The following is a 26,241-nucleotide window of genomic DNA, read 5'->3' on the forward strand; positions in this document are numbered from 1 at the left end:
CTATTCCCTAATGAGGAAGGAGAAATTACCCAATGGCAAGAGAGTTCTCCTTAGACAAAACTCGTAATATTGGTATCATGGCTCACATCGATGCCGGTAAAACGACAACGACTGAGCGTATCTTATACTACACTGGTCGTATCCATAAAATTGGTGAAACTCACGAAGGAGCTTCACAAATGGACTGGATGGAGCAGGAGCAAGAACGTGGTATTACAATCACTTCTGCTGCTACTACAGCACAATGGAAAGGTTACCGTGTAAACATCATCGATACACCAGGACACGTAGACTTCACTGTTGAAGTTGAACGTTCTTTACGTGTACTTGATGGTGCGGTTGCTGTTCTTGATGCACAATCAGGTGTAGAGCCACAAACTGAAACAGTTTGGCGCCAAGCAACAACTTACGGAGTACCTCGTATCGTATTCGTTAACAAAATGGATAAAACCGGTGCGGACTTCCTTTACTCTGTAAGCACATTAAGAGATCGTCTTCAAGCGAACGCTCATGCAATTCAATTGCCGATCGGCGCTGAAGATCAATTCGAAGGAATCATCGACCTTGTAGAAAACGTAGCATACTTCTACGAAGATGACCTTGGAACTCGCTCTGATGCTAAAGAAATCCCTGCTGAGTATAAAGACAAAGCTGAAGAGCTTCGCAGCAGCCTAATTGAAGCTGTCGCTGAGCTTGATGAAGAGCTTATGGAAAAATACCTTGAGGGTGAAGAAATCACAATTCCTGAATTGAAAGCTGCAATCCGTAAAGGAACATTGAATGTTGAATTCTACCCAGTTCTTGTTGGATCTGCTTTCAAAAACAAAGGTGTTCAGCTTGTACTTGACGCTGTGCTTGACTACCTTCCTGCACCAACTGATGTTGCTGCAATCAAAGGTATCCTGCCAGATTCAAATGAAGAGGTTGTTCGTGAGTCTACTGATGACGCACCATTCGCAGCTCTTGCATTTAAAGTTATGACTGACCCTTATGTTGGGAAACTAACTTTCTTCCGCGTATACTCTGGAACACTTGATTCTGGTTCGTACGTGAAGAACTCTTCTAAGAACAAGCGTGAACGTGTTGGACGTATCCTTCAAATGCACGCAAACAGCCGTGAAGAAATCTCTACTGTATATGCAGGGGATATCGCAGCAGCTGTAGGTCTTAAAGATACTTCAACTGGTGACACTCTTTGTGACGAGAAAAATCTTGTTATCCTTGAGTCTATGGAATTCCCAGAGCCAGTAATCGATGTAGCTATCGAGCCTAAATCTAAGGCTGACCAAGATAAAATGAGTATCGCTTTAGCTAAACTAGCTGAAGAGGATCCAACATTCCGTACACAAACAAACCCTGAAACTGGTCAAACGATCATCTCTGGTATGGGTGAGCTTCACCTTGATATCATTGTTGACCGTATGAAGCGTGAGTTCAAGGTTGAAGCTAACGTAGGTGCTCCTCAGGTTGCGTACCGTGAAACATTCCGTTCTGGTGCAAAAGTTGAAGGTAAATTCGTACGTCAGTCTGGTGGACGCGGTCAGTTCGGACACGTTTGGATCGAATTCGAACCAAACGAAGAAGGCGCAGGATTCGAGTTTGAAAATGCAATCGTCGGTGGGGTTGTTCCACGTGAATACATCCCAGCAATTCAAGCAGGTCTTGAAGATTCACTTGAAAATGGTGTATTAGCTGGATTCCCATTAATCGACATCAAAGCAAAATTATTTGATGGATCTTACCACGATGTTGACTCTAACGAAATGGCGTTCAAAATTGCTGCATCTATGGCATTGAAAAATGCTGTCAGCAAGTGTAACCCAGTTCTACTTGAGCCAATGATGAAAGTGGAAGTTGTTATCCCAGAAGAATACATGGGAGACATCATGGGTGATATCACATCTCGTCGTGGACGTGTAGAAGGTATGGAAGCTCGCGGTAACGCTCAAGTTGTTCGCGCTATGGTTCCACTTTCTGAAATGTTCGGATATGCTACTGCACTCCGTTCTAACACACAAGGACGCGGTACTTTCACTATGCACATGGATCACTACGAAGAAGTGCCTAAGAGCATCAGTGAAGAAATCATCAAAAAAAATAAAGGTGAATAATTGATTTTGCCTTTAAACTAAAGTATAACTACTATTGAAGATCAGAAAGTGAGAGGTAACTCTTCACTTTCTATCACTCTATACCAAATACAATGAACCTTTAAGGAGGATTTTTAGAATGGCTAAAGAAAAATTCGACCGTTCCAAATCGCATGCTAACATTGGTACAATTGGACACGTTGACCATGGTAAAACAACTCTAACTGCTGCTATCTCAACAGTTCTTCATAAGAAATCTGGTAAAGGTACAGCTATGGCTTATGACCAAATCGATGGTGCTCCAGAAGAGCGCGAGCGTGGAATCACAATCTCAACTGCACACGTTGAGTATGAAACTGAAACTCGTCACTATGCACACGTAGACTGCCCAGGACACGCTGACTATGTTAAAAACATGATCACTGGTGCTGCTCAAATGGACGGCGCGATCTTAGTAGTATCTGCTGCTGATGGTCCAATGCCACAAACACGTGAGCACATCCTACTTTCTCGTAACGTAGGTGTACCATACATCGTAGTATTCCTTAACAAATGTGACATGGTTGACGATGAAGAGTTACTTGAACTTGTTGAAATGGAAGTTCGTGACCTTCTTTCTGACTATGACTTCCCTGGTGACGATGTACCAGTTATCAAAGGTTCTGCTCTTAAAGCTCTTGAAGGAGATGCTGATTACGAAGCAAAAATCTTTGAACTTATGGATGCGGTTGATGAGTACATCCCAACTCCAGAGCGTGACACTGAGAAGCCATTCATGATGCCAGTTGAGGACGTATTCTCAATCACTGGTCGTGGAACAGTTGCTACTGGTCGTGTTGAGCGTGGACAAGTTAAAGTCGGTGACGAAGTTGAAATCATCGGTCTTCAAGAAGAAAACGGTAAAACAACTGTTACAGGTGTTGAAATGTTCCGTAAACTTCTTGACTATGCTGAAGCTGGTGACAACATCGGTGCACTACTTCGTGGTGTATCTCGTGAAGATATCCAACGTGGTCAAGTACTTGCTAAACCAGGTACAATCACTCCACACAGCCGTTTCAAAGCTGAAGTTTATGTACTTTCTAAAGAAGAGGGTGGACGTCATACTCCATTCTTCGCTAACTACCGTCCGCAGTTCTACTTCCGTACAACTGACGTAACTGGTATCGTACATCTTCCAGAAGGTACTGAAATGGTAATGCCTGGCGATAACACTGAGATGGAAGTTGAACTTATCTCTACTATCGCTATCGAAGAAGGAACTCGTTTCTCTATCCGTGAGGGTGGACGTACTGTAGGTTCTGGTGTTGTTTCAACTATCGTTAAGTAATAAATATACAAAAGAGACTCCTTGCAAAAGGGTCTCTTTTTTTGCTTTTCCAGATCAGAACGGCTACTATAAGCTATAGAATCTAAATGGAACCGAGAGGATCGCTGGAATGGCAAAGACATATTTGAAAAAATGGTCGATCGGCGGAATTGACCAATGGATTAGGATGAAAGAAGATCAGACGAGTGAAACGAAGCCTGTACTTTTATTTTTACACGGTGGGCCCGGCTCAGCTCAAATCAGTTATATTGATTCCTTTCTCGAGGAACTTGATCAAGACTTTACAGTTGTCCATTGGGATCAGCGTGGCGCAGGACTTTCCTATCAAGAGAATCTTCCCGATGCATCGATGACCATTCAGCAATTTATTGAAGACACGATTGAATTGACAGAGAAGATCCTATCTTATCTAGGTCATTCAAAATTGTATATCGCAGGATACTCGTGGGGATCATTAATTGCCATACAAGCAGTACATAAGCGTCCGGATCTTTATCATGCTTATTATGGGATTAGTCAGGTAGTAGATGTGTTAAAGGAAGATATCGTATCGTACGAGCTCCTTTTGAAGAAATACCATCGCAATCGGCTGTTTGCTGGGTGTCTGCGATTACTGACACCGCCTCCATGGAAACGGACATCAGCTCATGCCTTGTTTTCTCTATATAAAGAGTTTGCGAGCGTAGGTCTCACACATAGATGGAAGCCGGTTTTTCAAATACTAAAAGGGTTTCTTTTTAGTAAGCGATATCAGCTGAAAGATAAATGGAAGTTCATAAAAGGGCAGAAGTTTAGTCAAGACAAGTTATGGGATCAGCTCATGAATGAGAGTATTCAATACCGAGTTTCTACTATATTAATACCGTGCTACTTTCTCATTGGCGATCACGACATGATTACACCAGCTGCTGTATCAAAACCATATGTTGATCAATTAAAAGCACCAATCAAAGAATGGTTTACCTTTAAAGACTCTGCACATTCTCCGCATATCGAAGAGCCAGATGAATTTATACGTATCATAAGAAAGACTGCTATACATCATCTTCAGGGAAAGCTTGATTTATAGGCTGAATCCCTGTATAATATGAAAAGTGTGCAAATCATAAATTTATCCGATTTATTATTGCAACACGCAGGCCAATTTGGTACAATAGTGCATGTTGGTCTTTGACTGCGATGAAGTGAGAGGTTGCTGACACACCCGGCCGCTTTGCCATGGCGAGGTGATCAGGTTTTTCTCACGGAGAACTGTCTAACGTAAGTAGGCGAAAAGGAGGGAAAATAATGGCAAAACAAAAAATTCGTATTCGTTTAAAAGCATATGATCATAGAATTCTTGATCAATCTGCTGAGAAGATTGTTGAAACGGCTAAGCGTTCTGGTGCTAGTGTATCTGGTCCAATCCCGCTTCCAACTGAAAAATCAGTTTACACAATCCTTCGTGCGGTGCATAAGTACAAAGATTCTCGTGAGCAATTCGAGATGCGTACTCACAAACGTCTAATCGACATCGTGAATCCAACTCCGCAAACAGTTGATGCACTTATGCGTTTAGATTTACCATCTGGTGTAGATATCGAAATCAAACTTTAATTCAAATAGAAAACACATATTATAGGAGGTGTGACTAATGACCAAGGGAATCTTAGGTAGAAAAATTGGTATGACGCAAGTATTCGCAGAAAACGGTGATCTTATCCCTGTAACTGTTGTTGAGGCTGCTGCTAACGTTGTTCTTCAAAAGAAGACTGTTGACACGGATGGCTATGAAGCAATCCAAATCGGTTTTGATGATAAACGTGAAAAGCTTTCTAACAAACCAGAGAAAGGCCACGTTGCTAAAGCGGAAACTGCTCCTAAGCGCTTCGTAAAAGAATTACGCGGTGCGGAGTTAGATGCGTATGAAGTTGGTCAGGAAGTCAAAGTTGATATTTTCGCAAATGGAGATATCGTAGATGTAACAGGAACATCAAAAGGTAAAGGATTCCAAGGGGCTATCAAACGCCACGGACAATCACGCGGACCAATGACTCACGGTTCACGTTACCACCGTCGTCCTGGTTCAATGGGACCTGTTGATCCAAACCGTGTATTCAAAGGTAAACTTCTTCCAGGTCGTATGGGCGGAGAGCAAATCACTGTCCAAAACCTTGAGATCGTTAAAGTTGATGCAGAACGCAATCTTCTATTGATCAAAGGAAACGTACCAGGAGCTAAAAAATCTCTAGTAACTGTAAAGAGTGCAGTTAAATCTAAATAACTCTCTTAGGAAAGGAGGAAACAAGTCATGCCAAAAGTAGCATTATATAACCAAAACGGTTCTACTAACGGTGAAATCGAATTAAACGCTTCTGTGTTTGGAATCGAGCCAAACGAAAGCGTAGTATTCGATGCTATTCTTATGCAAAGAGCTTCCTTACGTCAAGGAACTCATAAAGTAAAAACTCGTTCTGAAGTACGTGGCGGAGGTCGTAAGCCTTGGAGACAGAAGGGTACAGGTCGTGCTCGTCAAGGTTCTATCCGTTCACCACAATGGCGCGGAGGCGGTATCGTATTCGGTCCAACACCACGCAGTTATTCTTATAAATTACCTAAAAAAGTTCGCCGCTTGGCTATCAAGTCAGTATTGTCTTCTAAAGTAATCGACAACAACATCATCGTTCTTGAAGATCTGACTCTTGATGCAGTGAAAACGAAAGAATTCGCAGGCATCCTTAAAGGATTATCTGTTGAGAAGAAAGCGTTGATCGTCACTGCGGATGCAAACGAAACAGTTGCTTTATCTGCTCGTAACATCCCTGGAGTAACAGTTGTTGAAGCTAACGGTATCAACGTTCTTGACGTTGTCAACCACGACAAACTTCTGATCACTAAAGCAGCGGTTGAAAAAGTAGAGGAGGGACTTGCATAATGAAAGATCCTCGTGATGTTCTAAAGCGCCCTATCATTACTGAACGTTCTGCTGATCTAATGACAGAGAAGAAGTACACGTTCGAAGTTGATGTCAGAGCTAACAAAACAGAAGTGAAAGACGCTGTTGAAGAAATCTTTGGAGTGAAAGTTGAGAAAGTCAACGTTCAAAACTACAAAGGAAAATCAAAACGCGTTGGACGCTACACTGGTATGACTAGCCGTCGCAGAAAAGCGATCGTGAAATTAACTGCTGACAGCAAAGAAATCGAAATTTTTGAAGCGTAAATCTTAAAAAGAAGGAGGGAAATTCAAAATGGCGATTAAAAAGTATAAACCAACCAGTAATGGTCGTCGTGGCATGACTACTTCAGATTTTGCTGAAATCACGACTGACAAACCAGAAAAATCGTTGCTTGCACCGCTACACAAAAAAGGCGGACGTAACAACCAAGGTAGATTGACTGTTCGTCATCAAGGTGGCGGTCACAAACGTCAATACCGTATCATCGACTTTAAGCGTGATAAAGACGGTATACCTGGACGCGTTGCTACAATCGAGTATGATCCAAACCGTTCAGCTAACATCGCTCTTGTAAACTATGCAGATGGTGAGAAACGTTACATTCTTGCTCCGAAAGGAATCCAAGTTGGTACTGAAGTTACTTCTGGACCAGAAGCTGACATCAAACCAGGTAATGCTCTTCCACTTATCAACATCCCAGTTGGTACAGTTGTGCATAACATTGAATTAAAACCAGGTAAAGGTGGACAATTAGTTCGTTCTGCTGGTACTTCTGCTCAAGTTCTAGGTAAAGAAGGTAAATACGTTCTTGTACGTTTGAACTCAGGAGAAGTTCGCATGATTCTTTCTGCTTGCCGTGCGACTATCGGTCAAGTTGGAAACGAGCAACACGAATTAATCAACATCGGTAAAGCTGGACGTTCTCGCTGGAAAGGCGTACGCCCAACAGTTCGTGGTTCTGTAATGAACCCTAACGATCACCCACACGGTGGTGGTGAAGGACGCGCTCCAATCGGACGTAAATCACCAATGTCTCCATGGGGTAAACCGACTCTTGGATTCAAGACTCGTAAGAAAACCAACAAGTCTGATAAATTCATTGTACGTCGTCGTAAAAACAAGTAACGGGGTTGTCTACGGTTCATTTAGGACCGTAGTTCAATCACGAAGGGAGGTTCCACAATGGCTCGCAGCTTAAAAAAAGGACCATTTGTTGATGATCATTTGATGGCTAAAGTCGAGAAATTGAATGAAACTGACAAAAAGCAAGTCGTAAAAACTTGGTCTCGTCGTTCTACAATTTTCCCACAATTCATCGGTCACACAATCGCTGTCTATGACGGACGCAAACATGTACCTGTTTTCATTTCTGAAGATATGGTAGGTCACAAATTGGGCGAATTCGCACCAAGCCGTACTTACAAAGGTCATGCTAGTGACGATAAAAAAACAAGACGCTAATGAGAGGAGGCTTTTAAATGCAAGCTAAAGCTGTCGCAAGAACAGTCCGTATTGCTCCTCGTAAAGCACGTCTAGTAATGGACCTGATCCGAGGTAAGCAAGTAGGAGAAGCAGTTTCTATCTTAAACCTTACACCTAAGGCTGCTTCACCAATTATTGAAAAAGTATTAAAATCTGCTATCGCAAACGCTGAGCACAACTACGAGTTGGACGCTAACAGCCTAGTGATTACTCAAGCATTCGTTGACGAAGGTCCAACACTTAAGAGATTCCGTCCACGTGCTATGGGTCGTGCGAGCGCAATTAACAAACGTACTAGCCACATTACAATCGTTGTATCAGAAAAGAAGGAGGGATAATCCGTGGGTCAAAAGGTAAATCCAGTAGGTCTTCGTATTGGCGTCATTCGTGATTGGGAATCTAAATGGTTCGCAGGAAAAGATTACGCTGACTTCTTACATGAAGACTTGAAAATCCGTGAATTCATCAGCAAGCGTTTGTCTGACGCGTCTGTTTCTAAAGTAGAAATCGAACGTGCTGCAAACCGCGTAAATATCACAATCCACACGGCTAAACCAGGTATGGTAATTGGTAAAGGCGGATCTGAAGTTGAAGCACTTCGTAAAGCTCTTAACAGCCTAACTGGCAAACGTGTACACATCAACATTCTTGAAATCAAGAGAGCAGATCTTGATGCTCAGCTAGTTGCTGAAAACATCGCTCGTCAACTTGAAAACCGTATTTCATTCCGTCGTGCACAAAAACAAACAATCCAACGCACAATGCGTGCTGGAGCACAAGGAATCAAAACAATGGTTTCTGGTCGTCTTGGCGGTGCAGATATTGCTCGTTCTGAATATTACAGTGAAGGTACTGTTCCATTGCACACACTTCGTGCTGACATCGACTATGCTACTGCTGAAGCTGACACTACTTATGGTAAGCTTGGCGTAAAAGTATGGATCTATCGTGGAGAAGTCCTTCCAACTAAGAAGAATACTGCGGAAGGAGGAAAATAATATGTTATTGCCAAAACGCGTGAAGTATCGCAGAGAACATCGTGGAAAAATGCGTGGTCGTGCAAAAGGCGGTACTGAAGTACATTTCGGTGAGTACGGTATCCAGGCTCTTGAAGCTTCTTGGATCACAAACCGTCAAATCGAAGCTGCTCGTATTGCTATGACTCGTTACATGAAACGTGGCGGTAAAGTTTGGATTAAAATTTTCCCTTCTAAGCCATACACAGCTAAACCTCTAGAGGTCCGCATGGGTTCCGGTAAAGGTGCTCCAGAAGGATGGGTAGCTGTAGTAAAACCGGGCAAAGTTTTATTTGAAATTTCTGGTGTGTCTGAAGAAGTTGCTCGTGAAGCTCTTCGTCTTGCATCTCACAAATTGCCAATTAAAACGAAGTTCGTAAAACGTGAAGAAATTGGTGGTGAATCAAATGAAAGCTAATGAAATTCGTGACCTTACCACTGCTGAAATTGAACAAAAAGTAAAGTCTCTTAAAGAAGAACTTTTCAATCTTCGTTTCCAATTAGCGACTGGGCAGCTTGAAAACACTGCTCGCATTCGTGAAGTGCGTAAATCAATCGCACGCATGAAAACTGTGATTCGTCAAAGAGAAATCGCTGCTAATAAATAATAATTAGAGGGGAGGCCCCGCAAACATGAGCGAACGTAACCAACGTAAAGTGTATCAAGGTCGTGTTGTTTCTGACAAAATGGATAAAACCATCACTGTTGTAGTTGAAACATACAAAAAGCATTCACTTTATGGCAAACGTGTAAGATACTCTAAAAAGTTCAAAGCACATGATGAAAACAACCAAGCAAAAATCGGAGACATCGTAAAGGTCATGGAAACTCGTCCTTTATCTGCGACTAAACGCTTTCGTCTAGTTGAAGTTGTCGAAGAAGCCGTTATTATCTAATAAAGTTCGGATTTCTTTTTCCGAAAGGAGGTAACATTAATGATTCAACAGGAGACTCGTTTAAAAGTAGCTGACAACTCTGGCGCACGCGAAGTACTAACGATTAAAGTTCTTGGTGGCTCTGGACGTAAAACGGCTAACATCGGTGATGTCATTGTTTGTACGGTTAAACAAGCAACACCTGGAGGCGTTGTCAAAAAAGGTGAAGTTGTGAAAGCAGTTATCGTTCGTACTAAGAGCGGAGCTCGCAGAAACGATGGATCTTACATCAGTTTCGATGAAAATGCATGTGTCATCATCCGTGACGACAAGAGCCCACGTGGAACTCGTATCTTCGGACCAGTAGCACGTGAACTTCGTGAAAACAACTATATGAAAATTGTTTCTCTAGCACCAGAAGTACTTTAATGAATACAATCCGCGACTCAAGGAGGTGCGATTAAATGCATGTTAAAAAGGGCGATAAAGTAGTGGTTATCTCTGGTAAAGATAAAGGTAAACAAGGTGTCATCCTTGCTGCTTTCCCTAAAAAGGAACGTGTTTTAGTAGAAGGTATTAACCTTGTGAAAAAACACTCTAAACCAACCCAAGCTAACCCTCAAGGCGGAATTTCTGAACAAGAAGCGCCGATCCACGTATCAAACGTAATGCCGCTTGATCCTAAAACGGGTGAAGTGACACGTGTTGGGTATAAAGTTGAGGACGGAAAGAAAGTCCGTGTAGCGAAAAAATCTGGGCAAGTTCTAGATAAATAGTAAATAAGGAAGGGAGGTCTTTCTCATGAACCGCCTTAAAGAAAAGTATGTAAAAGAAATTACACCTGCATTAGTTTCTAAATTTGAATACACTTCAGTAATGCAAGTGCCAAAAATCGAAAAAATCGTGATCAACATGGGTGTTGGTGACGCTGTTCAAAACGCTAAAGCAATCGATACTGCTGTTGAAGAATTAACGTTTATCGCTGGTCAAAAACCTGTCGTTACTCGTGCGAAGAAGTCTATTGCTGGATTCCGTCTACGTGAAGGAATGCCAATCGGTGCGAAAGTAACACTTCGCGGAGAGCGCATGTATGATTTCCTTGATAAACTTATTTCTGTGTCTTTACCACGTGTACGTGACTTCCGCGGGATTTCTAAGAAATCTTTCGACGGTCGTGGAAACTACACGCTTGGTATTAAAGAACAGTTAATCTTCCCAGAAATTGATTACGATAAAGTAACAAAGGTCCGCGGTATGGATATCGTTATCGTTACTACTGCCAATACGGACGAAGAAGCACGTGAGTTATTAACTCAAGTAGGTATGCCGTTCCAGAAATAATCAATGAAAGGGAGGCGAAATCGTGGCTAAAAAGTCTATGATTGCGAAACAACAACGCAAACAAAAGTTTAAAGTTCAAGAGTATACGCGCTGCGAACGTTGTGGACGTCCACATTCAGTTATTCGTAAGTTTAAACTTTGCCGTATTTGTTTCCGCGAACTTGCATATAAAGGACAAATTCCTGGCGTTAAAAAAGCCAGCTGGTAATCCCCATAAATGGGAAGGAGGTTATTAAATAATGGTTATGACAGATCCGATTGCAGATTTGCTGACTCGTATTCGCAATGCGAACATGGTACGTCATGAGAAGCTAGAAGTACCGGCTTCAAAAATCAAAAGAGAAATTGCTGAAATCTTAAAGCGTGAAGGTTTTATCCGTGACGTTGAGTACGTCGAAGACAGCAAACAAGGAATTATCCGTTTGTTCCTTAAATACGGCCAAAACAACGAACGTGTTATCACTGGTCTTAAAAGAATCAGTAAACCTGGTTTACGCGTATATGCGAAATCAAATGAAGTACCACGTGTACTTAACGGACTTGGAATCGCAATTATTTCTACATCACAAGGTGTTTTATCGGACAAAGAAGCCCGTGCTAAACAAGCTGGTGGAGAAGTACTTGCTTACGTATGGTAAAAAAAGTTTAAGATGAATGGAGGTGCTTGGTATGTCTCGTATAGGTAAAAAACTAATCGAGATCCCTTCAGGAGTAACTGTGACAAACAACGATAACACAGTGACAGTAAAGGGACCAAAAGGTGAACTAACTCGTGCATTTCACCCTGATATGGAAATTAAAATTGAGGACAACGTCTTAACTGTAAGCCGTCCGTCTGAAAATAAAGAACACCGTGCATTACATGGTACAACACGTAGCTTGATTGCAAACATGGTTGAAGGTGTATCTAAAGGTTTCGAAAGAGGTTTAGAACTTATCGGTGTCGGTTACCGTGCAGCTAAATCTGGAAACAAACTTGTTCTTAACGTTGGATACTCTCATCCAGTTGAAATCGTTCCTGAGGCTGGAGTTGAAATCGAAGTTCCATCTCAAACGAAAGTAATCATTAAAGGTATCGATAAAGAGCGTGTAGGAGCTCTAGCTTCTAACATCCGCGCTGTCCGTGCTCCAGAGCCTTACAAAGGTAAAGGAATTCGTTACGAAGGTGAATTCGTTCGCCGTAAAGAAGGAAAAACTGGTAAGTAAGATCGCTTAAAGTGAAGAAAGGAGTGACTCGGATGATTACGAAAACTAGCAAAAACGCTACTCGTCTTAAAAGACATGCTCGTGTTCGTGCGAAACTTTCAGGTACTGCTGAAAGACCTCGCCTTAACGTTTTCCGTTCTAACAAGAATATCTACGCTCAAGTAATTGATGATGTTAACGGTGTAACACTTGTAAGTGCTTCTACTCTTGATAAAGAGTTAAAGATCGAGAATAGTTCTGACACTGCAGCTGCTACGAAAGTTGGCGAACTTGTTGCAAAACGTGCTGTTGAAAAAGGAATCTCTAACGTGGTATTTGACCGCGGAGGATACCTATATCATGGACGTGTAAAAGCTCTAGCTGAAGCTGCTCGTGAGGCTGGACTTAAATTTTAATAAAAGAAGGAGGGACACATCCGAATGAGTCGTATTGACCCAAGCAAATTAGAGTTAGAAGAACGCTTAGTTACGGTTAACCGCGTAGCGAAAGTTGTTAAAGGTGGACGTCGTTTCCGTTTTGCAGCTTTAGTTGTTGTCGGTGACAAAAACGGTCATGTAGGTTTCGGTACTGGTAAAGCACAAGAAGTACCAGAAGCGATCCGCAAAGCTGTTGAAGATGCGAAAAAGAATTTAATTGAAGTACCAATGGTTGGAACTACAATTCCACATGAAATCATCGGTCGATTCGGTGCAGGAAACGTTCTATTGAAGCCTGCTTCAGAAGGTACAGGAGTTATCGCTGGAGGCCCAGTGCGTGCGGTACTTGAGCTTGCTGGTCTAGCTGATATCCTTTCTAAATCTCTAGGTTCTAATACACCGATCAACATGATCCGCGCAACACTTCAAGGTTTAAGTGAGCTTAAACGTGCTGAAGATGTAGCGAAGCTTCGTGGAAAATCTGTAGAAGACCTGTTAGGATAAGGAGGGAACAATAATGGCAAATAAATTAGAAATTACCCTCAAACGCAGTGTAATCGGTCGCCCTGAAGATCAGCGTGTCACTGTTCGTACTCTTGGTCTTAAGAAAACAAACCAAACAGTCGTACATGAAGACAATGCAGCGATCCGCGGCATGATTAACAAGGTGTCTCATTTAGTTTCTGTTAAAGAACAATAAAACATTTTTAATCGATAAGGAGGTGCCCAAATGAAACTTCATGAATTGAAGCCTTCAGAAGGTTCACGTAAAGTACGCAACCGTGTTGGTCGTGGTATTGGATCAGGTAACGGTAAAACTTCTGGTAAAGGTCATAAAGGTCAAAACGCTCGTTCTGGCGGCGGTGTACGCCCTGGTTTCGAAGGTGGTCAGATGCCTTTATTCCAACGCCTTCCAAAACGTGGTTTTACAAACATCAACCGTAAAGATTACGCGGTAATCAACTTAGACAGATTAAACAGTTTTGACGAAGGAACGGAAGTAACTCCTGAACTTCTTCTAGAGACTGGTGCAATAAGCAAGTTAAAAGCAGGAGTAAAAATTCTTGGCAACGGTAAATTAGAAAAAAAATTAACTGTAAAAGCCAATAAATTCTCTGCTTCTGCGAAAGAAGCGATTGAAGCTGCTGGCGGTACAGCCGAGGTGATCTAACTTGTTTAAGACAATCTCCAATTTTATGCGCGTGAAAGATATACGGAATAAGATTATATTCACACTTTTAATGTTAGTCGTCTTTCGTATAGGTGCTTTCATCCCTGTGCCTAATGTGAACGCCGATGTTCTCCAGGCACAGGATCAAATGAGTGTTTTCGGAATCCTCAACACGTTTGGGGGCGGGGCACTTTTCCAATTCTCCATTCTTGCAATGGGGATTATGCCGTATATCACTGCTTCGATCATCATTCAGCTCTTGCAGATGGATGTTGTGCCGAAGTTTACTGAGTGGTCAAAGCAAGGAGAGGTTGGCCGCCGAAAATTAGCACAATTCACAAGGTATTTTACAATTGTTCTAGGATTTATCCAGGCGTTGGGAATGTCATATGGATTCAACAATATGGCAGGAGGCATGCTGATTGAAAACCCTGGTGTTTCAACGTATCTCTTAATTGCGGTCGTACTCACTGCGGGAACAGCATTTTTAATGTGGCTGGGTGAGCAGATTACTGCTCACGGTGTTGGTAATGGTATTTCGATTATTATCTTTGCCGGTATCATCGCTGGTATCCCTCAAACATTAAAACAAGTGTACGCTCAACAATTTGTAGGTGGAGATGGACAGCTGTTCATGCAAATCCTTAAAATTGCCCTTATTGTCATTGCCATTCTTGTCATTGTTATCGGTGTTATTTACATTCAAATGGCAGTGAGAAAGATTGCAATTCAATATTCAAAAGGAACTGGCCGTGCACAAATGTCTGCTAGTCAAGCAACGCACCTTCCATTGAAAGTGAATCCAGCAGGGGTGATTCCAGTCATCTTTGCCGTTTCTTTCATTATTACTCCGCAGACGATCGCATCGTTCTTCGGAACCAATAATGTGACAACTTGGATAACCAACAACTTTGACTATACTAAGCCAATCGGTATGACGATTTATGTAGCACTGATTGTTGCTTTCACATATTTTTATGCCTTTGTCCAAGTCAATCCTGAACAAATGGCTGAAAATCTGCAAAAGCAGGGTGGCTATATCCCGGGAGTTCGTCCAGGGAAAATGACTCAAGATAGAATTACGAGCATTTTGTACCGACTCACGTTTGTGGGCGCCATTTTCTTAGCCGTGATTTCAATACTTCCTATCTTTTTCATTCAATTCGCTGGATTACCTTCCGCTGCACAAATTGGCGGCACAAGTCTTCTCATTGTTGTAGGTGTTGCACTTGAAACAATGAAACAGCTTGAAAGCCAATTAGTGAAACGAAATTACCGTGGATTTATGAAATAAAACAGAGGGCTGGGCAGCTGCCCAACCTCTCTAAGTAAGGAAGGGGAAATCCGAAATGAACTTAGTCTTAATGGGGCTTCCGGGTGCTGGTAAAGGCACTCAGGCAGAACGAATTGTTGATGATTATGGGATCCCTCATATCTCAACAGGAGATATGTTCCGCGCTGCTATGAAAGAGGAGACACAACTTGGGCTCGAAGCAAAATCCTTTATCGATAAAGGAGAGCTTGTTCCTGATGAGGTCACAATCGGTATTGTTAGAGAAAGACTTGGCAAAAATGATTGTGAACAAGGTTTTCTTCTGGACGGATTTCCGCGAACAGTCGCTCAGGCTGAAGCTTTAGAAGAAATTCTAAAGGACCTTGGCAGAACGATTGATTATGTCATTAATATTAAAGTCGATAAAGATGCTTTGATGGAGCGTCTGACTGGCCGAAGAATTTGCAAAAATTGCGGAGCAACATATCATTTAGTATTCAATCCACCTGCGAAAGAAAATGTTTGCGACAAGTGCGGAGGCGAGCTTTATCAACGTGCAGATGATAATGCAGAAACCGTTTCGACTAGACTTGAAGTAAACTTAAAGCAGACTGAACCTTTACTGAACTTCTATTCAGAAAAAGGATATCTTGCAAACATTGATGGTGCGAAGCACATTAACGATGTATATGCAGATATCAAGGACCTGCTTGGAGGATTAAATAAATGATTATCTGTAAAACTCCTCGCGAGCTTGAGATTATGAGAGAAGCTGGACGTATTGTCGCACTGACTCATGAAGAGCTGAAGAAACACATAAAACCAGGTATTTCGACAAAAGAATTGGATCAAATTGCCGAACGTTTTATTACAAAGCAGGGTGCAATCCCATCTTTTAAAGGGTATAATGGTTTTCGCGGGAGCATTTGCGTTTCGGTGAATGAAGAACTCGTTCACGGTATTCCTGGTAAACGGGTTTTACGTGATGGTGACATCATTAGTATCGATATTGGCGCAAAGTTAAATGGCTATCATGGTGACTCTGCTTGGACTTATCCAGTTGGGGTAATCAGTGATGAAGACCGCAAACTACTGGAAGTCACAGAGGAATCTCTATATAAAGGCTTACAGGAAGCAAAGCCAGGCGAACGTCTGTCGAACATTTCCCATGCCATACAAACGTATGTTGAAAATGAGAATTTTTCAGTTGTTAGAGAATATGTTGGACATGGGGTCGGACAGGATCTTCATGAGGACCCTCAAATTCCTCATTATGGTCCGCCCAACAAAGGCCCGCGGCTAAAACCTGGAATGGTGTTGGCCATCGAACCGATGGTGAACGCAGGCAGCCGATATGTGAAAACATTGGCTGATAACTGGACGGTTGTAACGGTTGATGGGAAAAAGTGTGCTCACTTTGAGCATACGATTGCGATTACAGATACAGGTTTTGATATACTGACTAAGATTTAGGTCTTCACTGAAGCCTTTCAGGCCCAAATCGGGCAGGTTGTCTGTATAGTCCAAAGAAAGAACAAGATCAGTATACAGGTGTCATCGGCATATTCGTTGACTGCCATGTACTAATCGCAGACGGAGAAAAGCGTAAATTTCATTCTCCTAAGAAAAAATATCAATCATATAACCTTTTATGATTGCGTATCTCCGGAAGTTCAGAACAGTATATTCAAAACAGGTCGGGTGATAGATGAACAATTGAGAGATTCTCATTTGGACATTTGTCAGAGAGCAAGTTACTGATTTGAAGAAGGGAGAACACTTGAATGGCGAAAGACGATGTAATTGAAGTGGAAGGTACTGTAGCAGAAACTTTGCCAAACGCAATGTTCAAAGTTGAACTAGAGAATGGTCATACAGTTTTGGCTCATGTATCAGGAAAAATCCGTATGCACTTCATTCGCATTTTACCTGGAGACAAAGTTACGGTAGAATTATCTCCATATGACTTAACTCGTGGTAGAATTACGTACCGTTACAAATAAAGCAACTCCGGAAGAAGGAGGTTGGAAACACATGAAAGTGAGACCATCTGTTAAACCTATCTGTGAAAAATGTAAAGTGATTCGCAGAAAAGGAAAAGTAATGGTGATCTGTGAAAACCCAAAACATAAACAAAAACAAGGCTAATAACAAGGAGGTGCCCAAATCATGGCTCGTATTGCTGGTGTAGATATTCCACGTGATAAGCGTGTTGTCATTTCTTTAACATATGTTTTTGGAATTGGTCGTACGACTGCGCAACAAGTCCTTAAAGAAGCAGGTGTTTCTGAAGACACTCGCGTTCGCGATCTAACTGAAGACGAACTTGGTAAAATCCGTGATATCATTGACAAACTTAAAGTAGAAGGTGACCTTCGTCGTGAAGTTTCACTTAACATTAAGCGTCTAATTGAAATCGGAAGCTACCGCGGAATCCGTCATCGTAGAGGACTTCCTGTTCGTGGACAAAACACAAAAAACAACGCGCGTACTCGTAAAGGTCCGCGTCGTACTGTAGCTAACAAGAAAAAATAAGTAAAGGAGGTAGTTAAAGAATGGCTGCTGCTCGTAAACAAAATACGCGTAAACGTCGCGTGAAAAAGAATATTGAAGCTGGAATCGCTCATATCCGTTCCACTTTCAACAACACGATTGTAACGATTACTGATGTTCATGGAAACGCAATTTCTTGGTCAAGTGCTGGTGCATTAGGATTCAGAGGTTCTCGTAAATCTACTCCTTTCGCTGCACAAATGGCTGCTGAAACAGCTGCTAAAGGTTCTATCGAACACGGTCTTAAAACACTTGAAGTAACTGTTAAAGGTCCTGGTTCTGGTCGTGAAGCTGCAATTCGTGCACTTCAAGCTGCAGGTCTTGAAGTTACTGCAATTAGAGACGTAACTCCAGTTCCTCATAACGGATGCCGTCCACCAAAACGTCGCCGCGTGTAATTTGTTTGTATAGATTTTGTGTCCCTGTCAATAATGGGTTATGATACAGTTATTTATGAGACGAATACACGACTCGTTGCCTGAGCACATACGGGACTAAACAATGAGGAATTTCGGATGGAATCTCATATGATTCTATTCGAGGTTTCGACGTTTTGAAGGAGGGTTTTATTAGATGATCGAAATTGAAAAACCAAAAATCGAAACGGTTGAAATCAGCGACGATGCCAAGTATGGCAAGTTTGTCGTAGAGCCACTTGAGCGTGGATATGGTACCACTTTAGGGAACTCCCTTCGTCGTATCCTTTTATCCTCACTTCCTGGTGCAGCTGTAACATCGATCCAGATAGATGGTGTCTTACACGAATTCTCAACGATCGAAGGCGTGGTTGAAGATGTTACAACGATTATCTTAAACATTAAAAAGCTTGCACTCAAAATCTACTCTGAAGAAGAGAAGACGCTTGAAATTGATGTACAAGATGAAGGTACTGTAACAGCTGCTGATATTACACACGACAGCGATATTGAAATCTTAAATCCAGATCTTCACATCGCAACTCTTGGCAAGAATGCGAGCTTCCGTGTTCGCTTAACTGCACAAAGAGGTCGCGGGTATAATCCTGCTGATGCAAACAAAAGAGACGATCAGCCAATCGGTGTGATTCCGATCGACTCAATCTATACACCTGTATCTCGTGTGACTTATCAAGTGGAGAACACCCGTGTTGGGCAAATCACAAACTATGATAAACTAACACTAGATGTATGGACTGATGGAAGCACAGGACCGAAAGAAGCGATCGCTCTAGGTTCTAAGATTTTAACTGAACACCTGAATATTTTCGTTGGGTTAACTGACGAAGCTCAGCATGCTGAAATCATGGTTGAGAAAGAAGAAGACCAAAAAGAAAAAGTGCTTGAAATGACAATTGAAGAGCTTGATCTTTCTGTTCGTTCTTACAACTGTTTGAAGCGTGCGGGTATTAACACTGTTCAAGAGCTTGCTAACAAGACAGAAGAGGATATGATGAAAGTTCGTAACCTTGGACGTAAATCTCTTGAAGAAGTGAAAGCGAAACTAGAAGAACTTGGACTGGGTCTTCGTAAAGACGATTGACTAGTTTCATTGTGAACTAGGATTTTCGTGTGTTTTTTATTCATACAGCATCTCTAATTAAGGAGGGGACATCACATGGCATACAGAAAGCTAGGACGCACTAGTGCACAACGTAAAGCAATGCTTCGTGACCTAACGACTGATTTGATCATCAACGAACGCATCGAAACAACTGAAACACGTGCGAAAGAACTTCGCTCTGTAGTTGAAAAAATGATCACTCTTGGCAAACGCGGAGATCTTCATGCTCGCCGTCAAGCTGCAGCTTACATTCGTAATGAAGTAGCTAACGCTGAAACAAACCAAGATGCACTTCAAAAATTATTCGCTGACGTTGCAACTCGCTACGAAGATCGCCAAGGTGGATACACTCGTATCATGAAGCTTGGACCTCGTCGCGGCGATGGCGCACCAATGGCTGTCATTGAATTAGTTTAATCACATATCGTGTATCTAAGAAAGGGCGGGACAGTTCATAACTGGATCTATGCCCTTTTTTAGGTACTACGGCTTTTTTAGGAATAAGCAAAGAAGAGGTTGAGCTGAGAGGAGGTCCGGTAGAGATGGGGAAGACATTAATTGACGTAAAGGACATTGTATTTCGTTATCACAAGGATGCGGACAAGCCCGCTTTAGATCAAGTGTCACTGCATGTGAATCAAAATGAATGGCTCGCCATTGTTGGTCATAACGGTTCAGGTAAATCCACACTTGCCCGTGTGCTGAATGGGCTCATTTTACCGGATGCTGGTACGGTCAAGGTTGGAGAGATTGAGCTCAAAGAAGAAAGTGTTTGGGATATTCGCAAAAAGGTCGGAATGGTCTTTCAAAACCCAGATAACCAATTTGTGGGCTCAACGGTTCGTGATGATGTGGCTTTTGGTTTAGAAAATAACGGGGTTGAGCGGGAATTGATGATAGAACGTGTAGATTGGGCTGTCAAACAGGTCAATATGCAGGAGTTTCTTGATCAAGAGCCGCACCATCTATCAGGCGGGCAGAAGCAGAGAGTCGCTATTGCAGGTGTGCTTGCCGCAAGCCCTGACATCATGATCTTGGATGAAGCAACATCAATGCTTGATCCGATTGGCCGTGAAGAAGTGTTAGAGACTGTTAGACTTCTGAAGGAACAAGGTACAGTCACAGTCATTTCCATCACACATGATTTAGACGAGGCTGCCAAGGCAGACCGCGTCATTGTGATGAATGGCGGGAAGAAATTTGCCGAGGGAACGCCAGAGGAAGTATTTGAACTAGATGAACAACTGGTTCAGATTGGACTTGATCTGCCATTCTCCTATCGCTTGAGCAAGCAATTGAAGCAGCAAGGTGTGCCGCTTGCAAATGCCCATTTGACACAAGAAGGATTGGTGAAAGAGCTATGGACATTACGATCAAAGAATTAGAGCATCGTTATCAAATGAAAACGCCGTTTGAGCGTCTCGCTTTGTATGATGTCAATGCTTCCATCAAAGAGGGCAGCTATGTCGCTGTCATTGGTCATACGGGCTCTGGCAAGTCTACATTGCTGCAGCATTTAAATGGATTGCTCAAACCAACGAAGGGGAGCATTGCGCTTGGAGAGACCATTTTACAAGCCAATAAAAAGCAGAAGGATATGAAACCCCTCCGGAAAAAGGTAGGCATCGTGTTTCAGTTTCCTGAGCATCAGCTCTTTGAGGAAACCATCCTCAAGGATATCTGCTTTGGTCCAATGAACTTCGGTGCTCCTCAAGAGAAGGCAGAAGCGAAGGCGAAGGAGATGCTGAAACTGGTTGGTCTTCCTGAATCCCTATTATCTCGATCTCCCTTTGAACTAAGCGGCGGTCAAATGAGACGTGTGGCGATTGCAGGCGTTTTAGCGATGGAGCCAGAAGTGCTTGTGCTTGATGAGCCGACTGCTGGGCTGGATCCACGCGGACGGAAGGAAATCATGGACATGTTCTATGACCTTCATCAAAAGGCAAACCTCACCACGATCTTGGTCACACATAGTATGGAGGATGCCGCTCATTATGCGGATCAAATGATTGTGATGCATAAAGGGACAGTGAAGGCCACAGGCACGCCGAGAGAGTTGTTTGCCAATCGTACAGACATGTCTTCGTTTGGTCTCGACCTCCCAGAAACGATTAAATTCCAGCAGACTGTAGAAGAAAAGCTTGGTATTACGTTTCCAAGGCCGCTTCTGACGATGGATGAGATGGCAGAAGCCTTAACAGCTCTTTATCAGGAGGACACGACATCATGATGGATAGTATGATTATCGGCAAATATGTGCCAGGCTCATCCTTTGTCCATCGTCTTGATCCAAGGACAAAGCTGTTATCAATTTTCTTTTTCGTCTTTATTGTCTTTTTTGCTAATAATTACATCACTTACGGGCTTTTAGGTGTCTTTACCATCCTTGTGGTGATGGTTTCTCAGGTGCCGCTATACTTTATTCTCAAGGGAATGAAGCCGATCCTATGGATTGTCCTGTTTACCTTTATTCTGCATATTTTCATGACGAAGGATGGCGCCTTGCTATTTCACTTTGGTTTTCTGAATATTTATGAAGAAGGTCTAAAGCAGGGGATCTTCATTTCACTCCGTTTTGTCTATCTCATTATGATGACGACACTTCTTACGTTAACGACAACGCCTATAGAAGTGACAGACGGGATGGAGAAGCTGCTGCACCCGTTCCGTAAAATCAAACTGCCTGTTCATGAGCTTGCTCTCATGATGTCCATCTCTCTTCGGTTTATTCCGACGTTATTAGAAGAGACAGACAAAATCATGAAGGCACAAATGGCACGAGGCGTTGATTTTACAAGTGGACCTTTAAAGGATCGCCTGAAAGCTATCGTTCCTTTGCTTGTTCCGCTTTTCGTCAGTGCGTTTAAGCGTGCAGAGGAACTGGCGACCGCGATGGAAGCGAGAGGCTACCGCGGGGGAGAAGGACGGACGAAATACCGTCAGCTTGTCTGGGGCATGAAGGACACGTTCACGCTGCTTCTATTCATCCTGTTAACAGCACTCCTTGTGCTGCTTAGAAATTAGGTGATTCCTAGATGAAGGTCAAATGTACCGTATCCTACGATGGGACACATTTTAAAGGCTATCAGGTGCAGCCAGGGCAGCGAACCGTTCAGACGGAGATTGAGTCGGTCCTTGCAAGAATGCACAAACAGGATGAACTGATTCCGATCGTGGCTTCCGGCCGGACAGACAGCGGTGTCCATGCAAAGGGACAGGTCATCCATTTTGAGACCCCGCTCTCGATCCCGATGGAGAGATGGCCTTTTGCCCTCAACAGCCTGCTGCCGGATGATATCCGTGTTCTAAAGGCTGAGGAGGTCGATGATTCGTTTCATGCCAGATTTGGTGTTGTTTCGAAGGAGTACCGTTATAAGGTCTCAACAGAAACACACCAAAATGTGTTCACGAGACAGTATGCCTGCCACTATCCTTACCGGCTGGACATCGATAAAATGAGAGAAGCCGCAGAGCACCTGATTGGGACACATGACTTTACAAGCTTTTGTGCGGCCAATACAGAGGTTCAGGACAAGGTGAGGGTTATTTATGCCCTTGAGTGGAAAAACGTCTCAGACGGCCTTGAAATGCGTGTGAGAGGGAATGGTTTTTTATACAACATGGTGCGGATTATCGCTGGAACGTTGCTTGAAATCGGTTCTGGTAAATTTCACCCTGATGAGATAAAAGCCATGCTTGCCGCCCGAAATCGCGAAGCGGCAGGCAAGACTGCGCCTAGTCACGGACTGTATTTATGGGAAGTTTTCTATGACAACTAAACCAGGTGTAACATGTTCTTGACACAGGAAGCAGAAAGTTATAAGATATCATATGGTATGTATTTCAACCCCACAAATAAGCCCCGGAAGACTTATCTGTGTTTTGAAATAGAACGTAGCATTTGATTCAAGGAAAATTTATTGATTTATTTAGGAGGGAAACTCATGCGTACAACACCAATGGCGAACGCAAGCACAATTGAGCGCAAATGGCTAGTTGTTGATGCGGCAGGCAAGACTCTAGGTCGTCTTTCTACTGAAGTAGCATCACTTTTGCGCGGTAAGCACAAACCAACTTATACACCACACGTTGATACAGGTGATCATGTGATCATCATCAATGCTGAGAAAATCGAATTAACTGGTAAGAAATTGACGGACAAAATTTACTACCGTCACACGATGCACCCAGGTGGTTTGAAACAAAGAACTGCTCTTGAGATGCGTACAAACTACCCTGAAAAAATGTTGGAGCTTGCTATCAAAGGTATGCTTCCAAAGGGTCCACTAGGTCGTCAAATGTTCAAAAAATTAAATGTGTACCGTGGTTCTGAGCATCCACATCAAGCACAACAACCTGAAGTTTACGAACTTCGCGGTTAATTATAAGGGAGGTTAACAATTTGGCACAGGTTCAATATTACGGTACAGGTCGTCGTAAAAGTTCTGTAGCGCGCGTTCGCTTAGTTCCAGGTGAAGGCCGTATCGTCGTTAATAATCGTGAAATTACTGAATACATTCCATTCGCTGCTTTAATCGAAGACGTGAAACAGCCTTTGAACATCACAGAAACAGCTAACAGCTACGATGTTCTTGTAAATGTTCACGGTGGTGGATTCTCTGGTCAAGCTGGAGCAATTCGTCACGGTATCTCTCGTGCTCTTCTAGAAGTAGATCCTGAGTACCGTACACCACTTAAACGTGCTGGACTTCTTACTCGTGACTCTCGTATGAAAGAGCGTAAGAAATACGGTCTTAAAGGCGCACGTCGCGCACCTCAGTTCTCAAAACGTTAATTCTATTACGTTTCTCAAAGGCTCTCAAGCTTATGCTTGGGGGTCTTTTTTTAGGCTCTAAAATAATAGGACCAAGAGAAATTTATTGCTGGTTATAACTCTATACCTTTGAAACTTTTGAGTGGTTTGATCTTTTAGAGTTTCTGTTACGTGTTTATAAATGTTCATAGTCATTGGATGCCTAATCGAGCCTGTACATCTTTAATGCCTGATCCCGCTTCAAATAAACTTATAATATGAAAATAGGTCATTACTGCTATTGCCTCAGAGCGGTTGTATTTTCCGTAATCAGCAGAGGCGAACTCCTCACTATTGAGACAGCATTTATTCCATGGTTTGATGAGTTCTCGTGTAGCAAAACTCGCCAATTTTTGTTAGCCAATTTATGATGTATGGTAAGAGGAAAATAGGGAAAATAATGTGTTTTTGCTATATAATTTGCCTAAAGGTCTTTGAATCACCTTTATTGACCACTATGTTGAACTGTAGATGCGATCTAGGAATATTTATTATTACGTATTACGTGATGTTATTAAATTATAGGTAGGTGCAATAGTGAGTTTAGTGAAAATAGAACCCATAAGTACACTTAATAATAGTGAGATAACTGAAATTTTTAAATGTGCTCCTCAAGGAGGTATGAGGCGCTCGCTTGAAACGAATACCTTAGTTTTAGTATCGGATCATACCAAAGCATTGTATGAAGACCGGTGGGACGGAAATGTTTTTCATTATACTGGTATGGGTAGAACGGGAGATCAGACATTGACATCTCAAAATAAAACTGTGGCTGAATCATTAAGTAATAAAGTGGAGATGCATTTGTTCGAAGTGTTTGAAGCGAAGAAATATGTGTATCGTGGGGTAGTGAAACTAGCTGATGAACCTTATCAAGAAGAGCAGCTAGATGATAATGACCAACTGCGACAAGTATGGGTCTTCCCTCTTGTGTTGGCAGACGATCAAAAGTTTATCATTCCAGATAAGTTGATAAAAATGAAACAAGTGTTGAGGGAAAAGAAGGTAAGAAAACTGGGTGAGACCGTTTTAGAAAACAGAGCTAGAACCGCCAGAAGAAAAAGTAGTAAACGTAAGACTATCTCAACTACATATGAACGTGACCCATATGTTACAGAATTTGCAAAACGCTGGGCAAAGGGAGTTTGTCAGTTATGTGAACAACCGGCTCCATATTTAAATATGAATGGGGAGCCTCATTTACATACCCATCATATTAAATGGCTATCACGTGGTGGAGATGATTCAATATACAACACTATTGCTCTTTGTCCTAATTGCCATGATAAAATGCATATTTTAGATTTGGAAGAGGACGTAAGAAAACTTCAAGAGAAAGTGTTAAAGTGCGTAGAAGTGGAAACAATCAAAATTTGACCCAATGGGCACAGGTTAATTTTGATCACATTTTGACGACAAATATACAGAATGACATTCTTTCTTTTTGGCTGATGCAAAAATAGCCCGTTAATTAGCGCGTCTCGCACTTCGTTAATCAATTTTATATTGTATGGACGTTTTACAAAGGTTTGTTACAGACAAACCATATACGAAAAGCATCAGCATCCTGCTGGTGCTTTTTTTCTGTATGGAAACATATAAAATAGGATCATAGCAAGGTTTCTGTTTAAAAAACGAAGTCTATGGAGGGGGTGTCATATGAATCTGACAACAGAAAGGTGTATCATTCGCTCATTTGCTGAAGATGATTGGCAGGATGTCTATGCATATACTTCTGATCCGGAAGTGATGAAGTATATTCCGGAAGGTGTTTTTTCTAAAGAAAATGCGCAGGAATTTGTTAAAAATAATCGTCTTAAAACAGCCAAGAATTTTGCTGTTCTACTAAAAGAAGACCAGATTTGCATCGGGCATATCGTGTTTCATTCTTACTTTGGTGAGCACACATATGAAATTGGCTGGGTTTTCAATCCTGCCTATCAAAACAAGGGCTATGCAACAGAAGCGGCGTATGCTGTCTTACATCATGGTTTTCACACTCTGAACTTACATCGAATCATTGCGACTTGTCAGCCTGAAAATGTGCCATCGTGGAGAGTGATGGAGAAATTGGGGATGAGGAGAGAGGGGTATTTTAAACAGTGTATACCCCAAGGAAATGAGTGGTGGGATGAGTTTTACTATGCCCTCCTACAAGAGGAATGGTTCGAGAAGAGAGCTTGATCAGTTTTCATGA

41 protein-coding genes and 1 pseudogene are annotated in these 26,241 nt (G+C 42.3%); all 42 read left to right on the top strand.

The genetic code is table 11. The features are described from left to right. The first annotated feature begins 32 nt into the window (after positions 1 to 32). The 42 genes and pseudogenes from fusA (at position 33) to MHH61_RS09775 (ending at position 26,228) form a co-directional block, all read left to right on the top strand. On the top strand, positions 33 to 2,111 hold the full coding sequence (gene fusA, locus MHH61_RS09570; protein WP_024425594.1) for an elongation factor G: 2,079 nt from the start codon (positions 33 to 35) through the stop codon (positions 2,109 to 2,111). Between the two features lie 118 nt (positions 2,112 to 2,229). After that, positions 2,230 to 3,420: an elongation factor Tu gene (tuf, locus tag MHH61_RS09575; RefSeq protein WP_024425595.1), complete on the top strand. Its 1,191-nt coding sequence runs from the start codon at positions 2,230 to 2,232 to the stop codon at positions 3,418 to 3,420. A gap of 109 nt (positions 3,421 to 3,529) precedes the next feature. After that, a complete protein-coding gene (locus MHH61_RS09580) occupies positions 3,530 to 4,489 on the top strand; it encodes an alpha/beta fold hydrolase (protein ID WP_368004442.1) in 960 nt (319 codons plus the stop codon). A gap of 218 nt (positions 4,490 to 4,707) precedes the next feature. Further along, a complete protein-coding gene (gene rpsJ, locus MHH61_RS09585; RefSeq protein WP_003156464.1) occupies positions 4,708 to 5,016 on the top strand; it encodes a 30S ribosomal protein S10 in 309 nt (102 codons plus the stop codon). A 37-nt stretch (positions 5,017 to 5,053) separates the two neighbouring features. After that, positions 5,054 to 5,683, top strand: coding sequence for a 50S ribosomal protein L3 (gene rplC / locus MHH61_RS09590; protein WP_024425597.1), 630 nt, complete (start codon positions 5,054 to 5,056; stop codon positions 5,681 to 5,683). 27 nt (positions 5,684 to 5,710) lie between these two features. Further along, complete coding sequence (rplD, locus tag MHH61_RS09595) at positions 5,711 to 6,334, top strand: 50S ribosomal protein L4 (protein WP_024425598.1); 624 nt, start codon at positions 5,711 to 5,713, stop codon at positions 6,332 to 6,334. Further along, positions 6,334 to 6,621 (top strand): 50S ribosomal protein L23, encoded by a 288-nt coding sequence (gene rplW, locus MHH61_RS09600; RefSeq protein ID WP_003217016.1) that lies wholly within the window; start codon positions 6,334 to 6,336, stop codon positions 6,619 to 6,621. Before rplD ends, rplW begins: the two co-directional genes overlap by 1 nt. Positions 6,622 to 6,649: 28 nt before the next feature. Then, positions 6,650 to 7,483, top strand: coding sequence for a 50S ribosomal protein L2 (gene rplB, locus MHH61_RS09605; protein ID WP_024425599.1), 834 nt, complete (start codon positions 6,650 to 6,652; stop codon positions 7,481 to 7,483). A gap of 57 nt (positions 7,484 to 7,540) precedes the next feature. Then, the gene (gene rpsS / locus MHH61_RS09610) at positions 7,541 to 7,819 is read left to right on the top strand and encodes a 30S ribosomal protein S19 (protein WP_003216920.1); all 279 of its coding nucleotides are present in this window, start codon (positions 7,541 to 7,543) and stop codon (positions 7,817 to 7,819) included. A gap of 17 nt (positions 7,820 to 7,836) precedes the next feature. Next, complete coding sequence (rplV, locus tag MHH61_RS09615; RefSeq protein ID WP_007496316.1) at positions 7,837 to 8,178, top strand: 50S ribosomal protein L22; 342 nt, start codon at positions 7,837 to 7,839, stop codon at positions 8,176 to 8,178. Positions 8,179 to 8,181: 3 nt separating this feature from the next. Then, the gene (gene rpsC / locus MHH61_RS09620) at positions 8,182 to 8,838 is read left to right on the top strand and encodes a 30S ribosomal protein S3 (protein WP_003217241.1); all 657 of its coding nucleotides are present in this window, start codon (positions 8,182 to 8,184) and stop codon (positions 8,836 to 8,838) included. A 1-nt stretch (position 8,839) separates the two neighbouring features. Next, positions 8,840 to 9,274 (top strand): 50S ribosomal protein L16, encoded by a 435-nt coding sequence (gene rplP / locus MHH61_RS09625; RefSeq protein WP_003156478.1) that lies wholly within the window; start codon positions 8,840 to 8,842, stop codon positions 9,272 to 9,274. After that, a complete protein-coding gene (gene rpmC, locus MHH61_RS09630; protein WP_003217155.1) occupies positions 9,264 to 9,464 on the top strand; it encodes a 50S ribosomal protein L29 in 201 nt (66 codons plus the stop codon). Before rplP ends, rpmC begins: the two co-directional genes overlap by 11 nt. A gap of 25 nt (positions 9,465 to 9,489) precedes the next feature. After that, complete coding sequence (gene rpsQ / locus MHH61_RS09635) at positions 9,490 to 9,753, top strand: 30S ribosomal protein S17 (RefSeq protein WP_003216906.1); 264 nt, start codon at positions 9,490 to 9,492, stop codon at positions 9,751 to 9,753. Positions 9,754 to 9,792: 39 nt separating this feature from the next. Further along, positions 9,793 to 10,161: a 50S ribosomal protein L14 gene (gene rplN, locus MHH61_RS09640; RefSeq protein WP_003216882.1), complete on the top strand. Its 369-nt coding sequence runs from the start codon at positions 9,793 to 9,795 to the stop codon at positions 10,159 to 10,161. Between the two features lie 35 nt (positions 10,162 to 10,196). Further along, positions 10,197 to 10,508, top strand: a complete 312-nt coding sequence (gene rplX / locus MHH61_RS09645) for a 50S ribosomal protein L24 (protein WP_008356538.1) — start codon at positions 10,197 to 10,199, stop codon at positions 10,506 to 10,508. Positions 10,509 to 10,533: 25 nt separating this feature from the next. Then, on the top strand, positions 10,534 to 11,073 hold the full coding sequence (gene rplE / locus MHH61_RS09650) for a 50S ribosomal protein L5 (protein WP_024425600.1): 540 nt from the start codon (positions 10,534 to 10,536) through the stop codon (positions 11,071 to 11,073). Between the two features lie 22 nt (positions 11,074 to 11,095). Continuing rightward, positions 11,096 to 11,281 carry a 30S ribosomal protein S14 gene (gene rpsN, locus MHH61_RS09655; protein ID WP_008356542.1) on the top strand — a complete coding sequence of 62 codons (186 nt, stop codon included), beginning with the start codon at positions 11,096 to 11,098 and terminating at the stop codon, positions 11,279 to 11,281. 31 nt (positions 11,282 to 11,312) lie between these two features. Then, positions 11,313 to 11,711 carry a 30S ribosomal protein S8 gene (gene rpsH / locus MHH61_RS09660; RefSeq protein ID WP_007496327.1) on the top strand — a complete coding sequence of 133 codons (399 nt, stop codon included), beginning with the start codon at positions 11,313 to 11,315 and terminating at the stop codon, positions 11,709 to 11,711. Between the two features lie 31 nt (positions 11,712 to 11,742). Next, positions 11,743 to 12,279, top strand: coding sequence for a 50S ribosomal protein L6 (gene rplF, locus MHH61_RS09665; protein ID WP_024425602.1), 537 nt, complete (start codon positions 11,743 to 11,745; stop codon positions 12,277 to 12,279). A gap of 32 nt (positions 12,280 to 12,311) precedes the next feature. Next, positions 12,312 to 12,674 (top strand): 50S ribosomal protein L18, encoded by a 363-nt coding sequence (gene rplR, locus MHH61_RS09670; RefSeq protein ID WP_008356544.1) that lies wholly within the window; start codon positions 12,312 to 12,314, stop codon positions 12,672 to 12,674. A 24-nt stretch (positions 12,675 to 12,698) separates the two neighbouring features. Then, positions 12,699 to 13,199: a 30S ribosomal protein S5 gene (rpsE, locus tag MHH61_RS09675; RefSeq protein WP_007496332.1), complete on the top strand. Its 501-nt coding sequence runs from the start codon at positions 12,699 to 12,701 to the stop codon at positions 13,197 to 13,199. 13 nt (positions 13,200 to 13,212) lie between these two features. Further along, positions 13,213 to 13,395, top strand: a complete 183-nt coding sequence (rpmD, locus tag MHH61_RS09680) for a 50S ribosomal protein L30 (protein ID WP_003217067.1) — start codon at positions 13,213 to 13,215, stop codon at positions 13,393 to 13,395. Positions 13,396 to 13,425: 30 nt separating this feature from the next. Then, positions 13,426 to 13,866 carry a 50S ribosomal protein L15 gene (gene rplO, locus MHH61_RS09685; protein WP_003216888.1) on the top strand — a complete coding sequence of 147 codons (441 nt, stop codon included), beginning with the start codon at positions 13,426 to 13,428 and terminating at the stop codon, positions 13,864 to 13,866. Position 13,867: 1 nt separating this feature from the next. Further along, positions 13,868 to 15,160, top strand: coding sequence for a preprotein translocase subunit SecY (gene secY / locus MHH61_RS09690; RefSeq protein ID WP_024425603.1), 1,293 nt, complete (start codon positions 13,868 to 13,870; stop codon positions 15,158 to 15,160). 55 nt (positions 15,161 to 15,215) lie between these two features. Further along, on the top strand, positions 15,216 to 15,869 hold the full coding sequence (locus MHH61_RS09695; protein WP_024425604.1) for an adenylate kinase: 654 nt from the start codon (positions 15,216 to 15,218) through the stop codon (positions 15,867 to 15,869). Then, complete coding sequence (gene map, locus MHH61_RS09700) at positions 15,866 to 16,612, top strand: type I methionyl aminopeptidase (protein ID WP_003217210.1); 747 nt, start codon at positions 15,866 to 15,868, stop codon at positions 16,610 to 16,612. The genes MHH61_RS09695 and map overlap by 4 nt, the downstream gene beginning before the upstream one ends. Positions 16,613 to 16,657: 45 nt before the next feature. Then, positions 16,658 to 16,946 (top strand): annotated as a pseudogene (locus MHH61_RS09705) (RNA-binding protein). Beyond that, positions 16,924 to 17,142 carry a translation initiation factor IF-1 gene (infA, locus tag MHH61_RS09710; RefSeq protein WP_003217190.1) on the top strand — a complete coding sequence of 73 codons (219 nt, stop codon included), beginning with the start codon at positions 16,924 to 16,926 and terminating at the stop codon, positions 17,140 to 17,142. The pseudogene MHH61_RS09705 and the gene infA overlap by 23 nt, the downstream one beginning before the upstream one ends. Before the next feature lie 31 nt (positions 17,143 to 17,173). Then, positions 17,174 to 17,287 carry a 50S ribosomal protein L36 gene (gene rpmJ / locus MHH61_RS09715; protein WP_003156543.1) on the top strand — a complete coding sequence of 38 codons (114 nt, stop codon included), beginning with the start codon at positions 17,174 to 17,176 and terminating at the stop codon, positions 17,285 to 17,287. A gap of 21 nt (positions 17,288 to 17,308) precedes the next feature. Continuing rightward, complete coding sequence (rpsM, locus tag MHH61_RS09720) at positions 17,309 to 17,674, top strand: 30S ribosomal protein S13 (RefSeq protein WP_003217023.1); 366 nt, start codon at positions 17,309 to 17,311, stop codon at positions 17,672 to 17,674. Positions 17,675 to 17,694: 20 nt separating this feature from the next. Beyond that, positions 17,695 to 18,090, top strand: coding sequence for a 30S ribosomal protein S11 (rpsK, locus tag MHH61_RS09725; protein ID WP_003217231.1), 396 nt, complete (start codon positions 17,695 to 17,697; stop codon positions 18,088 to 18,090). 175 nt (positions 18,091 to 18,265) lie between these two features. Next, positions 18,266 to 19,210: a DNA-directed RNA polymerase subunit alpha gene (locus MHH61_RS09730; RefSeq protein WP_003217009.1), complete on the top strand. Its 945-nt coding sequence runs from the start codon at positions 18,266 to 18,268 to the stop codon at positions 19,208 to 19,210. Positions 19,211 to 19,285: 75 nt separating this feature from the next. Then, positions 19,286 to 19,648, top strand: coding sequence for a 50S ribosomal protein L17 (gene rplQ, locus MHH61_RS09735; protein WP_003216944.1), 363 nt, complete (start codon positions 19,286 to 19,288; stop codon positions 19,646 to 19,648). 125 nt (positions 19,649 to 19,773) lie between these two features. Continuing rightward, complete coding sequence (locus MHH61_RS09740) at positions 19,774 to 20,616, top strand: energy-coupling factor ABC transporter ATP-binding protein (protein WP_008356549.1); 843 nt, start codon at positions 19,774 to 19,776, stop codon at positions 20,614 to 20,616. Further along, a complete protein-coding gene (locus tag MHH61_RS09745; protein ID WP_034621537.1) occupies positions 20,592 to 21,461 on the top strand; it encodes an energy-coupling factor ABC transporter ATP-binding protein in 870 nt (289 codons plus the stop codon). The genes MHH61_RS09740 and MHH61_RS09745 overlap by 25 nt, the downstream gene beginning before the upstream one ends. Continuing rightward, positions 21,458 to 22,255: an energy-coupling factor transporter transmembrane protein EcfT gene (locus tag MHH61_RS09750; RefSeq protein ID WP_024425607.1), complete on the top strand. Its 798-nt coding sequence runs from the start codon at positions 21,458 to 21,460 to the stop codon at positions 22,253 to 22,255. The genes MHH61_RS09745 and MHH61_RS09750 overlap by 4 nt, the downstream gene beginning before the upstream one ends. A gap of 11 nt (positions 22,256 to 22,266) precedes the next feature. Then, positions 22,267 to 23,010, top strand: a complete 744-nt coding sequence (truA, locus tag MHH61_RS09755) for a tRNA pseudouridine(38-40) synthase TruA (protein WP_125587476.1) — start codon at positions 22,267 to 22,269, stop codon at positions 23,008 to 23,010. 165 nt (positions 23,011 to 23,175) lie between these two features. After that, on the top strand, positions 23,176 to 23,613 hold the full coding sequence (gene rplM, locus MHH61_RS09760; protein WP_003217042.1) for a 50S ribosomal protein L13: 438 nt from the start codon (positions 23,176 to 23,178) through the stop codon (positions 23,611 to 23,613). A 20-nt stretch (positions 23,614 to 23,633) separates the two neighbouring features. After that, positions 23,634 to 24,026 (top strand): 30S ribosomal protein S9, encoded by a 393-nt coding sequence (rpsI, locus tag MHH61_RS09765; protein ID WP_007496354.1) that lies wholly within the window; start codon positions 23,634 to 23,636, stop codon positions 24,024 to 24,026. A gap of 555 nt (positions 24,027 to 24,581) precedes the next feature. Beyond that, positions 24,582 to 25,421, top strand: a complete 840-nt coding sequence (locus tag MHH61_RS09770) for an HNH endonuclease (RefSeq protein WP_034621543.1) — start codon at positions 24,582 to 24,584, stop codon at positions 25,419 to 25,421. Positions 25,422 to 25,703: 282 nt separating this feature from the next. Beyond that, complete coding sequence (locus MHH61_RS09775) at positions 25,704 to 26,228, top strand: GNAT family N-acetyltransferase (RefSeq protein ID WP_034621546.1); 525 nt, start codon at positions 25,704 to 25,706, stop codon at positions 26,226 to 26,228. The last annotated feature ends 13 nt before the right edge of the window (positions 26,229 to 26,241 follow it).

This window comes from Bacillus sp. FSL K6-3154, assembly GCF_040869395.1.
GTDB lineage: Bacteria > Bacillota > Bacilli > Bacillales > Bacillaceae > Bacillus > Bacillus safensis.

Excerpts from the sequence above, each read along its gene's own strand:
- MHH61_RS09580 (WP_368004442.1), top strand. The coding sequence starts at position 3,530 with ATGGCAAAGACATATTTGAAAAAATGGTCGATCGGCGGAATTGACCAA.
- rpsH (WP_007496327.1), top strand. The coding sequence starts at position 11,313 with ATGGTTATGACAGATCCGATTGCAGATTTGCTGACTCGTATTCGCAAT.
- MHH61_RS09695 (WP_024425604.1), top strand. The coding sequence starts at position 15,216 with ATGAACTTAGTCTTAATGGGGCTTCCGGGTGCTGGTAAAGGCACTCAG.
- rplB (WP_024425599.1), top strand. The coding sequence starts at position 6,650 with ATGGCGATTAAAAAGTATAAACCAACCAGTAATGGTCGTCGTGGCATG.
- rplO (WP_003216888.1), top strand. The coding sequence starts at position 13,426 with ATGAAACTTCATGAATTGAAGCCTTCAGAAGGTTCACGTAAAGTACGC.
- rplX (WP_008356538.1), top strand. The coding sequence starts at position 10,197 with ATGCATGTTAAAAAGGGCGATAAAGTAGTGGTTATCTCTGGTAAAGAT.
- tuf (WP_024425595.1), top strand. The coding sequence starts at position 2,230 with ATGGCTAAAGAAAAATTCGACCGTTCCAAATCGCATGCTAACATTGGT.
- rplE (WP_024425600.1), top strand. The coding sequence starts at position 10,534 with ATGAACCGCCTTAAAGAAAAGTATGTAAAAGAAATTACACCTGCATTA.
- map (WP_003217210.1), top strand. The coding sequence starts at position 15,866 with ATGATTATCTGTAAAACTCCTCGCGAGCTTGAGATTATGAGAGAAGCT.
- rpmD (WP_003217067.1), top strand. The coding sequence starts at position 13,213 with ATGGCAAATAAATTAGAAATTACCCTCAAACGCAGTGTAATCGGTCGC.
- MHH61_RS09730 (WP_003217009.1), top strand. The coding sequence starts at position 18,266 with ATGATCGAAATTGAAAAACCAAAAATCGAAACGGTTGAAATCAGCGAC.
- rpmC (WP_003217155.1), top strand. The coding sequence starts at position 9,264 with ATGAAAGCTAATGAAATTCGTGACCTTACCACTGCTGAAATTGAACAA.
- MHH61_RS09750 (WP_024425607.1), top strand. The coding sequence starts at position 21,458 with ATGATGGATAGTATGATTATCGGCAAATATGTGCCAGGCTCATCCTTT.
- rpmJ (WP_003156543.1), top strand. The coding sequence starts at position 17,174 with ATGAAAGTGAGACCATCTGTTAAACCTATCTGTGAAAAATGTAAAGTG.
- rpsK (WP_003217231.1), top strand. The coding sequence starts at position 17,695 with ATGGCTGCTGCTCGTAAACAAAATACGCGTAAACGTCGCGTGAAAAAG.
- rplD (WP_024425598.1), top strand. The coding sequence starts at position 5,711 with ATGCCAAAAGTAGCATTATATAACCAAAACGGTTCTACTAACGGTGAA.
- fusA (WP_024425594.1), top strand. The coding sequence starts at position 33 with ATGGCAAGAGAGTTCTCCTTAGACAAAACTCGTAATATTGGTATCATG.
- rplW (WP_003217016.1), top strand. The coding sequence starts at position 6,334 with ATGAAAGATCCTCGTGATGTTCTAAAGCGCCCTATCATTACTGAACGT.
- rpsS (WP_003216920.1), top strand. The coding sequence starts at position 7,541 with ATGGCTCGCAGCTTAAAAAAAGGACCATTTGTTGATGATCATTTGATG.
- infA (WP_003217190.1), top strand. The coding sequence starts at position 16,924 with ATGGCGAAAGACGATGTAATTGAAGTGGAAGGTACTGTAGCAGAAACT.
- rplN (WP_003216882.1), top strand. The coding sequence starts at position 9,793 with ATGATTCAACAGGAGACTCGTTTAAAAGTAGCTGACAACTCTGGCGCA.
- rplP (WP_003156478.1), top strand. The coding sequence starts at position 8,840 with ATGTTATTGCCAAAACGCGTGAAGTATCGCAGAGAACATCGTGGAAAA.
- rpsM (WP_003217023.1), top strand. The coding sequence starts at position 17,309 with ATGGCTCGTATTGCTGGTGTAGATATTCCACGTGATAAGCGTGTTGTC.
- rpsQ (WP_003216906.1), top strand. The coding sequence starts at position 9,490 with ATGAGCGAACGTAACCAACGTAAAGTGTATCAAGGTCGTGTTGTTTCT.
- rplF (WP_024425602.1), top strand. The coding sequence starts at position 11,743 with ATGTCTCGTATAGGTAAAAAACTAATCGAGATCCCTTCAGGAGTAACT.
- rplC (WP_024425597.1), top strand. The coding sequence starts at position 5,054 with ATGACCAAGGGAATCTTAGGTAGAAAAATTGGTATGACGCAAGTATTC.
- rplM (WP_003217042.1), top strand. The coding sequence starts at position 23,176 with ATGCGTACAACACCAATGGCGAACGCAAGCACAATTGAGCGCAAATGG.
- MHH61_RS09775 (WP_034621546.1), top strand. The coding sequence starts at position 25,704 with ATGAATCTGACAACAGAAAGGTGTATCATTCGCTCATTTGCTGAAGAT.
- MHH61_RS09740 (WP_008356549.1), top strand. The coding sequence starts at position 19,774 with ATGGGGAAGACATTAATTGACGTAAAGGACATTGTATTTCGTTATCAC.
- rplR (WP_008356544.1), top strand. The coding sequence starts at position 12,312 with ATGATTACGAAAACTAGCAAAAACGCTACTCGTCTTAAAAGACATGCT.
- MHH61_RS09745 (WP_034621537.1), top strand. The coding sequence starts at position 20,592 with ATGGACATTACGATCAAAGAATTAGAGCATCGTTATCAAATGAAAACG.
- rplV (WP_007496316.1), top strand. The coding sequence starts at position 7,837 with ATGCAAGCTAAAGCTGTCGCAAGAACAGTCCGTATTGCTCCTCGTAAA.
- rpsJ (WP_003156464.1), top strand. The coding sequence starts at position 4,708 with ATGGCAAAACAAAAAATTCGTATTCGTTTAAAAGCATATGATCATAGA.
- rpsE (WP_007496332.1), top strand. The coding sequence starts at position 12,699 with ATGAGTCGTATTGACCCAAGCAAATTAGAGTTAGAAGAACGCTTAGTT.
- rplQ (WP_003216944.1), top strand. The coding sequence starts at position 19,286 with ATGGCATACAGAAAGCTAGGACGCACTAGTGCACAACGTAAAGCAATG.
- truA (WP_125587476.1), top strand. The coding sequence starts at position 22,267 with ATGAAGGTCAAATGTACCGTATCCTACGATGGGACACATTTTAAAGGC.